Genomic DNA, 11,537 nt, shown 5'->3' with positions numbered 1-11,537 from the left:
GCGTGCTGCGACGGGCCGGCTACCGCGTGGATCCGCTTGATTCGGGCTGCTGTGGGATGGCCGGGACGTTCGGCTACGAGTCCGAACACCGCGCGATGAGCGAGGCGATCGGCGAGACGCTCAAGGGGCAGGTCGACGCCAGCGAGGCGGAATCCGTCGTCGCGCCCGGCGCGTCCTGCCGGACCCAGCTCAACGACCTCGGGGCGACTATCGACCCGGCGCTGTTCCCCGACCACGACGGGAGCCACGACGAGCCGCCGACGCCGATCGAGGCGCTCGCGGCCGGACTGGTTGAGTAGATTTGGGGCGAAATTCAGAACTAGGAACTATCCAAATCGATCGGGCCCACGTGCTATTTATACGAGGTGCTCCAGATAGAGCTATGATGATGTTCGGGGTCCTAACCGTTCTCGATGAGCAGAACCATTGAATTCGACAGTAACGGGTGAAGAGAATGTACTAATACTAGTACCTACATATTATTATCTGCAAGAATTAAAAATAGTGTATATTGGATTCCCTCAGATGTTGCAGGATACAAAAGAGATATTTGAAATATTCATAGTAAGAATAAGTGATGCGTAACGAAGAGCTTCAAAAATCTGATTCCAACGGACGGTCATTTATCCCTGGTACGACAATTGGGAATCTGCACCGGCACTGGATGGCATTAGATCGTGGTTGGAAGGCGATTTGTATCGCTTCGGGACTTGTTCTCGTACTTATGATGGGTGTGTCTATACCGTGGTAGCTATGCGACCACTGCGTGCGCTTGCTCCCGGTTTGGGTGTATTGCTAGTACTTGGCCTTCTCGCTCGAGGTATAACCGCACTCATTCCATTTGAGAGCCACCTGATAATCGTTATTGGATTAGGGGTGCTTGTTGCTAATACAATCGGGATCCCTAGATGGGCAGAGGGTGGCGTCCAAACCCACAGCCTGTGGCTAGAGACAGGGATTATCTTGATGGGTGTCACAGTTGTACTCCAACAAGTCGTTGATGCGGGAGCTCAAGTACTATTAGTTGTCGGGTTTGCCATCTGTGGTACAGTGATAACAGTCGAAATACTAGCCCGCGAAATTTTCAATATTCCAGAGAAGATCGGATCGCTTCTTGCAGCAGGTGCAGGGGTATGCGGTGTCTCAGCCGTCGCAGCAGTAGCAGGAAGTATCAAACCCAACCAACAACATATCGCGTATGCAGCTGCAACAGTACTGTTGTTTGATGCTGTTTCCCTTGTTGTGTATCCGGCTATCGGACATCTTCTTGAACTCTCAGATCTCGTCTTCGGTATCTGGGCTGGTGCGACAATGCTCAGTACCGGTCCGGTCACTGCTGCTGGATTTGCATATTCGAAGACTGCAGGCGAATGGGCGGTGTTGGTTAAACTCACTAGGAATGCACTCATCGGTATCGTCGCAATCGGCTATGCACTGTATTACAGTCGACAGGGAACAACAGATGCGACAGTTGAAAGCAAATGGCGGTACCTGTGGACAAGCTTTCCAAAATTCATCATAGGATTTGTGGCTATAATGTTACTCAGGAGTGCAGGAGTATTTTCGGAGGCTCATATTCGTGCTATCGGCAATACATCGAATTGGTTATTTCTTGTTGCATTTGCTGGACTGGGATTGAGTATCGATATAGACGAACTACGAGATTCGGGGCTTGAGCCTGTGCTTGCTGTAGCGTTGAGCCTACTTGTAGTGAGCAGTCTTACGTTAGCTGCACTTCGCTATGTCTTTTGAGACAACTATTAGCATCACAACAGTAACTAATTCGCTGTTCTTGACACGTCCAAATCACAGCACGGTGGAAACACAATACCTAGAGGACCTACAGCCCGTAGCTGTCAACAAAAGATTATAAATCAGACATACTAACTACGGGATCGCCACGCTTGATATTGAGTACTTTGTTACTACTGCAGTTTACCACCGAAGATAGCCGTAACCCGCTCGCACATCCGAGCAAACAGCTACTCTCAGTGCGGAGTGGCCGCAACTTCGTACTCAGATAGTATCGTTCTGTGAATCGGTGCCCCAATAGGGCAAAAGATATTTTATCCAGTTAGACTATCTAAACGAAACTTCCTCACAAAGGCTGCCTTGCTAGCTTACATACAATCTTTGTTTCGCATAAGACTATTCTAATTCCTTGATTCGCTGGAAATTGAGCGGGGCTGAGTTAATGTTAGCCACATCCTAAAACAGGCCAGATAGTTGCATTAGCTTGTCATTAACAAATGGTACAGCATCTTTGTGACGAAGTGTGGCTTCACCTACACTGGGTCTGCGGCTAGCATCTCAACCGCAGCTGCAGCGGCGGTTCGATCCCGTCGGTGGGCGTCCCCCACGCGGGGGAAAGAACACTATGACAGATCCAGCCGAGGTCTCACGACGAAAGGGACTCGGCCCCACCGGCGTCGCGTTTGGTGACGCTGGTTTACACACGGGTGTGTGCGTCAACAGTACGGGGTCAGTCAACGGCACGATCGTCACTACGCGGACGATGAGCTCACCCTTCGACTCCGACTGGAGGCAAGTGCCCGCAGGAGTTCCTCGGCGGACGATCAAGCAGTTGGATCGCTCGCTAACGAATCGCGATGACACATTCAAGACTACGCAATGACACACGACATACGAAATAAAACACGCGCAGTAATCCTGGCTGCGCTGATGGTCGTCTCCGTCTTCGGAGGGACCATAGCCTTTGCCGGGACTGCTGCCGCGACTGCGAACGGCGTTGACTTCGACGGTCAATCAGAAGTTATCGTTCAAACGTCCGACGACATCACTGTGAACGGTGATGTCACCACGGACAATACAGACGTACGGGTGTATATAGACGCAAACAACAATGGGACCTACGATAGTGGAGAGTCCGCCGCTGTGGTTGACGCTGGAGAGATCTCTGAGGGTTCATTTGAAACCACTATTAGTCCCAGCGTAGAAACGACGGCCAGTGGAACGACTGTGTATGTCCATCAGTCGAATTCCAGCCTTAGTGACGGCGCTTCGTACTCGAGCGCCGCTGATGAGTCCGTTGGGACGCTCATCGTTGATGACACGCCAGTGTCGTTCAACGATGACGACATCCCAGAGGACGGTCTGTACACCACTCACACGCCTGAGATCAATCAGAACGTCACTGACGCGATCTCTGGTGTGGACGATCATACAGTGCAGGTGACGCTCCGACGGAACGGAGACAAGTACTACTCCTATGAGATCGGGGCGCAGACCGTCAACGACGGTGTCCGCTATGAAGATAATTACATCACGATCCGTCCTGGGGATGGTGAAGTCCCTGAACTGGTCGATGGCGACTACACTGCTACCCTCTCGGCGGCAGATAAGGCGGGCAACCGTAATTCAACCACGCTCACGTTCACCGTGGACACGGGCGCACCGACGTTCAGCCTCAACAGTCCGGCCGACGGCGCTGTTGTTGGCGATACCGCACAAGAGATCTCGGTTGAGGTCTTTGACAGTAATGTCGACAGTGCGAACCTGACGATCACTAACGAATCGGGTGAATACTCCGAAACGTTCACGCGGAGTTCCAGCGGTACGTTCTCCGTTGTCCCCGGAACCGATACCTCCGCGGAACTTCCGAACGGGACAATCACGATTGATGTGAATGCGACGGACGCGGCCGGTAACTACGCCGAAGCGTCCTATTCGTTTGAGGTAGACAACATCAAACCCCACGTCACAGATATCAACCTCTCATCAACTGAGATCAACACCAAGAACAATGCAGGCTCGGAAACGCTGACTGCCGCCTTCGACGAGCCGGTACAGCCCGGCACTGTGGAAGCAATCGTCAGCGTCGACGGAACGACGGTCCGTCTCAGCGACACCGTTGGATCAAACGACGATAACACGGTCGTTGATCTCCGCTTTGATGTCAGCTCCTACACGGCAACGAACGATTCTAGCATCGTGACCGTTGATAAGGCGTCAGATAGTGTCGGGAACTCGCTGCAGAACACGGCGAATACGACGTTCTCGATCGACACGCAAACGCCGACCATTTCCTTCAGCGAGATTGGAGACAATGATGTCATCAGCGGATACGCGAACATCACTGGTGGCGTCACCGTCGATACCAGCCCCGCTGTTGACGACGTCGAGTCCGTCAACTACTACCTGATTCCTGGCGGCACTGGAGCCATCCCGGCAGGCTTCAGCAAGGATGACGCGGTTGCGGTCTCTGAGCCGAAAAACATCGACACGACCGACCTGCCAGATGGCTCGCACACGCTCGTTGTCACTGCGACCGACAACGCGAGCAACGAAGTGTACAATAATAAGACACTCACGATCGACAACAACGAACCGTCGCTCTCCTACAACCAGGATGCGGTCCTGACCGGAGAGGTCGATCTCAGTGAATTCCTCACGGTGAACGGCGCTGACTACGGTGATTCATTCACCTACGAGTACAGCACCGATGGAGGAAATAGCTGGACGACGGCCACGGATGGCACTATCAATATCAACGACCTTGGAGAAGGGACCTACAAGTTCCGCGTGACAGCTAGTGACGTTGGCTTCGAGGCAGACAACACCGACGAGTTGACCACCGTCGGTGTTGAGGGGAAGAAACTCAGCCTCGACGCGTTCGATATTAGCGCGGACGGAGATACCCTGACGGTCAGCGTTACGACTGACGTTGAGCTCGACCGTCTGAATGTCAGCGTCGCAACGAGCGATGAGTTCCGGATGCAGAGTTCGGATCTCCTCGAACTCGACGATGGTGACTTCACGCAGACAGAGTCAGAGAGTGGGTTCACGTATGTCGCAACGAGCGACCAGGTGAGTGACCTAGACTCGATCGTGCGTGACGGTCAGTTCACGGCGACGTTCCAGAATGCGAGTGTCGGTGAGCAGTACCTCGAGACGGCTGCCACGGACTCTGCAACCATCGATACCGAAGATGTCTCTGTCACGGACGCTGACGTCGTCAGCGCTGACAAAGATCAGCTCGACGTTCGCGTTCGCTTCAGCGAACCGGTCGCATCCGATGTGGCTCCCGAGAGCTTCGGTGGTCACAACGTCATCGTCCAGAGTGACGAACCGGCGAAACGTGATGGCGTCGTCAACTACACGATTCAGGGAATGGCCCAAACCGGCGGCGACAAGATGCTAACCATCACTGACCTCACTGAAGAGTTCGGCACGGATACGACCGACTCCACGGGCGCGGACCTGACATTCTCGCTCGATCTCTCGGAAGGAACGAACGTTGTGTCCGTTCCGGCTGAGACGGGAGCGGTCCCGATTGACTCGCTCAACCTCGACGGCGTCAACTCCATCTGGGAGTACGACGACGGCGAATGGGCGAAGCACGTCGTCGCAACGGGTGACGGCTCGCTCACCGAACTCAATGGCGGTCTCGGATACGTCATCACTGCGGACGAGGACACCGAAGTTGACTACGAAGTCCAGAACACGCCTGTTCCGGGCGTCGAACGCAACAGTGAGTCCCTCGAAACTGGCTGGAATCTGATTGGCCACTACCAGGAAGGAAGCCAAGACGTCGATCAGGCCTTCATCGGTCTGACGGGCGTCTGGTCCGTTGAAGACGGTTACACGGGTGAGCAGCCACAGAGTCTCGCCCTCGAACAGGGCTACTGGATGAACGTCAACCAGGACGCGCTCCACGCCCCTGTCAGCTACGACGGTCCGCAGAGCGAACAGCCAGAAGTCTTCAACACCCAGATCGGAGACGGAACGGCTGTCTACGACGGCTACAACCTTGATATGGCGTTCGAGGTGAGCCACGACCAGCCGATTGAGGAGGTCCGCGTTATTTCGAGTGACCTCAACATCGACACGCAACTGACGTTCGCGTCCGATGCAACGTCTTATGACAGCACTGGCGCCGACGCGCCCGTGGCCGTCGGTCAGCCGACCCCCGAAGCACTCTCTAATGGGGAGGCAGCAGTGACGATCGCGGTCACCGACATCTACGGTAACACGCAGTACGTGACGAAGACGGTTAGCGTCGACAACACGGCACCGTCCGTGAGTAACGTCCAGATCAATGACGACAAAGATCAAAACGGTGTCGTGGCTGACGGTGATTCGGTGACGATCACCGCAGACGTCTCCGACGCGAGCCCGGTCAGCAGTGTGACTGCTGATGCGAGCGGCTTCGGTGCCGGTAGCGTCACCCTCGTTGATGACGGCTCGGGTGCCGACCAGACCAGCGGTGACGGTACCTACACCAAGACGATCGTGGTTGACGGCACAAGCACCAGCGACGGTGACCAGTCCGTCACAGTCAGCGCAATGGACGCTAACGAAAACGGTGGCTCGCAGGCTACCGAATCCGGCACGCTGACTGTCGAGTAAGAACAGCTCGCTAACTAACTTCCAACCGCTTTTTATAGCAAACAATACACTTACAAGATCCAATAAATGATACAGAAAAAACATCTCGCGCGGCTGGTGGTCGCCCTAATCGCCCTTTCGGCGGTCTTGGGAGCGGCGACCCCGGCCGCGGTTGCACAATCGGGTCCACCATCAGCGCCCCACAACTACTATGGGACAGTGACAGGGACCAACGGGAACGCGATCTCTGGCGTGACCGTAACAGTCACACAAGCCAACACCGACTACGAGGTCACCGCCACGACCGACTCTAACGGAGAGTATTCAGTTGACGTCAATACCACACAGGTTGATACGTCTAAACAGGTCACCATCTCCGTTGGGGACAAATCCAAGTCCCGCGACGTAAACACTGCTGAAGCAACGGAAGTCAACTTCCAACTTGACCAGCAGCAAACCGAGTCGCCCAGTGACGGTGGCGACACTGGTGGCAATACTGGTGGAAACACTGGCGGCAGTACTGGCGGCCAAGCCGACAGCCCGGCCGATACGCCGAGCGACGGAGACACGCCCGAACCGGTTTCGGAGACGGCCGACCTCGATCAGGATGGCGCCGCGCAGATCCAGCTTTCGGGCGTCACGGGCGCAACGAGCGTCTCTGTGACCGTTCCGGGTGTGAGTGGTCAAGCGACCGTCGAAGAACTGCCTGAGCTGCCCGCTGACGTTCCCGCTCCCCCAGGTCAGTACGTGAGCGTGGTCGACATCGCCGCGCCGGATCCGGCTGAAGGCGAGTCCGCAACAGTCTCGATCAACATCTCGCAATCACGCCTGGACGAACTGGGCGTGAGCGCCGAGCAACTGGTCATCCAGCACTACCGCGACGGTGCGTGGGAGACGCTCGAAACGAGCGTCGAGAGCCAGAACGGCGAGATCGTCCTGAGCGCAGAGACGACCGGCTTCTCGCCGTTCGCGGTCACGGCGCAGGAGCAAGCGCAGGTGACGACGACGGCGGCCGATACGACTGCCCAGCCGGATGAGACGACAGAATCGGCGACCCAAGCGACGACGACGTCGCCGCCCAGTGATGATGGCGGGGCCGGCCCGCTGCTCATTACCGGCATTATTATCGTCGTTCTGGCACTCATCGGAGCGGTGTACCTGACGAATTCCGGAGAGTAGCCAGTCGTCACCGGCTGTTTCTCTTTTTTGCGTGCGCGTGATTAGGCGTGAACGACAGCAGATACAACAGGAGAGAGATCATCAAGGAATCTGCGAAGGTTTGACGCACTCTGAGCATCGACGCCAATGATTACACCTTCGTCAGATTCCTGATAATGGAGCAAAAGCCACTCGCTGTATAAATAGAGTGAACACCGATACTCACCGAGTATGGCTGATTGCAGTTTATTCTGAGAGATCCCCTCATCCCGAAGATCAGCGACGAGAGTGTGCAGATCGTTCGAATGGATATCACTCTTGGTGACTGTTGTTTCCGCAGTGGGAGACAAATAGAGCGTCCGAATATCAGAATCGTCATATGCGACTGCGAGGTTAAAATACTCACCGAGATCATCGTTAAGATACCGTACGAGTTCTTGTTCGTCGTTGTGGAGGTGGTCGTGGGGGGACACAGTTGCAATCCAATTAGAATATAAATATATGTTTTTAATCACTTGGAACGGGGAATCCTGAGCCTTTGGTCCACTCGGATACTCCAGAAGCGATGCAATAGAATAGTCAGACCGCGGTCATCCCCAAGCGACTGAAAGCTCGCCTGCAGGCGCTGGATCCGCAGTCAGCGCTGTCTCTGTCGTTGGGTCGTCCCCGGCTGCAGTAGTTAGTGACCCATCTGTGCCTGTATCGCCGATCCCGCTAGTACACCCAGCGAGAACAACCATTCCAAGAACTGCAAGAATGGCAAGGAGTCGTCGAGAGGACATACGTGTACCTGGGTCAGCGAATAGTTAGTCGTTCTGTTGGGAGCCGTCACGGTACGGCATTCACAGCAATAGTGGAATCGGTCAGCAGATGGTTCCGGAACTCTATCCTGAAAAGACGACACAAGGTGGACGTCGCCTTCGAGATTCGCAAGCCGGCAGGTAAGCGGTAGGGAAGGGTAGTTTACATTGAAGCAAACTCCTCACCAGAATCAGGGAGATACTCAATGATACTTCGATGAGCACCGAATTCGCTGATAATCGTCTGTAGCGCGTCGACGACGGTCGCGATGTCGCGATTGAGCTTATGTTCCCGGTACGTTCCGCCGTCCTGACCACGGTGTTCCATATGCGAGAGTGTCAGGTTGAGAATCTCGAAATCAGACAGGAAGCTGCGCATCCGCCGGGCTGTACGAGGATCTCGACCTTGGAATTCGCAGAGTTCTTTGTAGCGCTGGTAGACAGTCCGCGAACGGGCCGGCGTCGCATCCTCGGCAGCGAGTGTGGTTAGCGCGTAGAGCGTGAGTTGCTCGTGTTCGGTGAGATCGCGCATAATGTCCATACTTTGCTGTGCCTCGAGTTTTTCCTGGGCGCGTTCGACGTGATCGGTCGTAACCGAATCCGCACTCTCGGTGCGTGCAAGATCTCCCGCCTTCCGAAGAAGTGTAATTGCCCGTCGAGCGTCGCCACCATCCTGACGACCGAGAGCGGCACACAACGGAACCACACCCTCTTCGAGTGCGCTCTCGTGGAACGCGATTTTTGCCCGCTGTTCGAGAACTTTCTGGAGCTCTTCTGTACCGTACGGCGGGAACGAAATCTCGGTTTCACACAGCGATGATTGAACCTTCGCGTCGAGTTGCTCTCGGAATGTTGAGTCGTTACTGATCCCGATGAGACCCAACTGAATGTTGTCGATATAGCCGTTGTTGTCGGCACGGGTAATCTGGTAGAGGAACGTGTCGTCCGTGATATGGTCGATCTCGTCGAGAACGATGATCACGGTCCCCGAGAGCTTATTGAGTTCATCCCAGAGAAGACGATAGACCTTGGATTGGGGATGGCCGGTTTCGGCGATGTGGTGTTCGGGCTCTCGGAGATTGTTCACGAGACTAATCGCCGCCTGGTAGCTCGTGCTGAGACCGTCGCAGTTGAGCGAGATGACAGAAAGGTTGACCTCGAAATGTTCGGCTGATTCTTGGAGTTCGTTCAATAGGAAGTTCGTTACAGCGGTCTTGCCGACGCCAGTCTTGCCATAGATGAAGATGTTGTCAGGGTACTCTCCGTTGATGATCGGCTGCAGGGCCGCTTCGTACTCCTCGATCTCGTTATCACGCCCAACGATGTCGTCTGGAACGTACTCGACTTTGAGTGTATTCCGCCGTTTGTACAGCGTATCGTCTGGCTGAAATCGAGGAGTCATATTGTCCCCGACTGATTCAGGCTAGAAGCATAACTGTTTCGACCACCGTTTCCGCTATTTCCAGTATAACCGCTATGGGGCGTGAGTTCCACTATTCGATATCGACCCCGTCGTTTCCAGTTTCTTGGAGGAGTGTCGTGTTGGCTGTCACGGGGAGAGAACACAGAAAACCCGACTCTCGATGAACAACCCCACCCCACTATTTCCAGTAAACCCAGCAGATCGCGGATGACTGACCCACCCCGTCGTTTCCAGTAATTCGCGGTAACTCCAGGTAGCGAGTCACGGGTGAGACAGACCACAGGGTTCCAGTATTTCCAGTAAACGCTTCTTTATATACTCGATAGGCCCCGCTGTTTCCAGTATACTCGGTCAGAACACGAACCGGCAGACTGCGGAGGGCTCTGTTGACGAGAATGACGGAACACCCCCTCCCCACTATTTCCAGTAAATCACCACGAAAGAGAGCGACCTAAGAAGAAGAAACTCTAAACTTTAGAAAAGTTTATATTAATAGCGTTTGAGCTAGTCCGTAGGAGAGCTAGAGCTCGGTTGTTGTTGCAGTTGGTTCTAGTGAAAGAAAGCAACTTGAGAGTTCGGGAGACCTTCGTCACTAGCTTTACTGGAAATAGTGGGGGGAGAGTAGGTGCCTAGAGCCGCTAGTTCCCATCGTGTCAGTGTATTAGTGGAAATAATGGAGTCTGACTCTCGTCAGACAATCTGGGTAGGTTAACCAACGTGGAGGAGGAATGCTGTTCACTCGTTGGTTAATGACCAACCGTGAGTAGCACCAACGTCTACTCGTGTTCGACGAGCGGATGAGACGAGATTACCATCCACCACACACCACCATTTCCAGTGAATCGCCCCGGGGTCAAGCCCCGAGGCTTCCCGTTTCCACGACGCGCTTTGCAGATACCGACGTGGTATCCGTAGGGAGCGCAGTCTCCACAGGCGTTGATTCGGGCCATCCCAGCCCTAATTCAGAAAAGCCTCTGTTCAACACGTTCAACGAAGCGTTTGCGTCACGGTCACACTCGAAGCCACACACTGGACACGAATGCTCACGAACCCAGATGGGTTTCGCCGTCTCTACACCGCACGACGCACACTCTTTCGTCGTGCCCCGAGCATCGACCTGAACGACGTGCGTTCCGTGCAAGTCGGCCTTGTATTCGAGCAGGTTAATGAACTGTCGCCACGCCACGTCCTTACAGTGAGTGAGACGCCGACATCGCTTCGCTCGACGTACTCGGTTCGGTTCGTGCGCTCTTCACTGGACGACGATTCAACTGCTCGGCTTGGTTGTTGCTTTGAGTCAGACATTCGCTCTCCACGAGAGCCCTTTGACAGCTCTCGCGACCTTTCAGAGGGTGAAAAACAAGTGGTTAGTCTGCGCTAGCTGGGGTACTGTCTACGTCGACGTCGTCGAGAAGAGGATAGTCGATGTGCATCTCAATTTTATCGAAGGGGACAACTGGTTGAATCGCTCCCCCAGGACCTCCTTCTTTGAGTTCGAGGATGCCCAGCACCTCCAGCTGTTTCAGTACAATTGTGCTCACTACTATGCCGAGTTCCCCATCGTTTCCCGGCCCAACACAGATCACGCTGTGTCCGGACATACTTGTACTGATGGGTGGTATCAACTGCTATGACGGGCAAGGACGAACCGACACAGCACTATACATTGGATACGTCGACAGACCTCCGTACAGCACTTGAGGCGGCAGCGGTCGAGTATCTCGATGTCGACGAACACCGAACGATTGTCATCTATCAGCAGGCGATTATTATGGTAATCGCCACGGAGGGACAGGCAACAGAAGCAC

General features: G+C 54.5%; 6 protein-coding genes and 3 pseudogenes. 5 read left to right on the top strand and 4 right to left on the bottom strand.

Features of this window, described 5'->3' with window-relative positions:
• The 5 genes and pseudogenes from D3D02_RS17580 to D3D02_RS17565 form a co-directional block, all read left to right on the top strand.
• Window positions 1–299 (top strand): heterodisulfide reductase-related iron-sulfur binding cluster (locus tag D3D02_RS17580; protein ID WP_147435684.1); only part of this gene is annotated, 299 nt, incomplete at its 5' end.
• A gap of 454 nt (window positions 300–753) precedes the next feature.
• Window positions 754–1,752: a YeiH family protein gene (locus tag D3D02_RS17575; protein ID WP_233560695.1), complete on the top strand. Its 999-nt coding sequence runs from the start codon at window positions 754–756 to the stop codon at window positions 1,750–1,752.
• An 879-nt stretch (window positions 1,753–2,631) separates the two neighbouring features.
• Window positions 2,632–2,727 (top strand): annotated as a pseudogene (locus D3D02_RS21685) (surface glycoprotein); the annotation flags it as partial.
• 351 nt (window positions 2,728–3,078) lie between these two features.
• Window positions 3,079–6,369, top strand: coding sequence for a hypothetical protein (locus D3D02_RS17570; protein WP_233560694.1), 3,291 nt, complete (start codon window positions 3,079–3,081; stop codon window positions 6,367–6,369).
• 198 nt (window positions 6,370–6,567) lie between these two features.
• Window positions 6,568–7,527 (top strand): PGF-pre-PGF domain-containing protein, encoded by a 960-nt coding sequence (locus tag D3D02_RS17565; RefSeq protein WP_158599410.1) that lies wholly within the window; start codon window positions 6,568–6,570, stop codon window positions 7,525–7,527.
• Window positions 7,528–7,568: 41 nt separating this feature from the next.
• On the opposite strand, the gene D3D02_RS20490 is transcribed toward D3D02_RS17565, so the two are convergent.
• From D3D02_RS20490 to D3D02_RS17545, 4 genes and pseudogenes are all read right to left on the bottom strand, one after another.
• Window positions 7,569–7,979 carry a hypothetical protein gene (locus D3D02_RS20490; RefSeq protein WP_147435683.1) on the bottom strand — a complete coding sequence of 137 codons (411 nt, stop codon included), beginning with the start codon at window positions 7,977–7,979 and terminating at the stop codon, window positions 7,569–7,571.
• Between the two features lie 490 nt (window positions 7,980–8,469).
• Window positions 8,470–9,708, bottom strand: a complete 1,239-nt coding sequence (locus tag D3D02_RS17555) for an orc1/cdc6 family replication initiation protein (protein ID WP_121571248.1) — start codon at window positions 9,706–9,708, stop codon at window positions 8,470–8,472.
• Window positions 9,709–10,582: 874 nt separating this feature from the next.
• Window positions 10,583–10,921, bottom strand: a pseudogene (locus D3D02_RS17550) (RNA-guided endonuclease InsQ/TnpB family protein); the annotation flags it as partial.
• A gap of 175 nt (window positions 10,922–11,096) precedes the next feature.
• Window positions 11,097–11,255: pseudogene (locus D3D02_RS17545) on the bottom strand (transcriptional regulator); the annotation flags it as partial.
• Window positions 11,256–11,537: the final 282 nt, after the last annotated feature.

Origin of the sequence: Halobellus sp. Atlit-38R (assembly GCF_003665925.1) — an archaeon.
Lineage (GTDB): Archaea > Halobacteriota > Halobacteria > Halobacteriales > Haloferacaceae > Haloquadratum > Haloquadratum inordinatus.
This window is presented reverse-complemented; position numbering and strand designations above follow the sequence as displayed.

Excerpts from the sequence above, each read along its gene's own strand:
- D3D02_RS17575 (WP_233560695.1), top strand. The coding sequence starts at position 754 with ATGCGACCACTGCGTGCGCTTGCTCCCGGTTTGGGTGTATTGCTAGTA.
- D3D02_RS17555 (WP_121571248.1), bottom strand. The coding sequence starts at position 9,708 with ATGACTCCTCGATTTCAGCCAGACGATACGCTGTACAAACGGCGGAAT.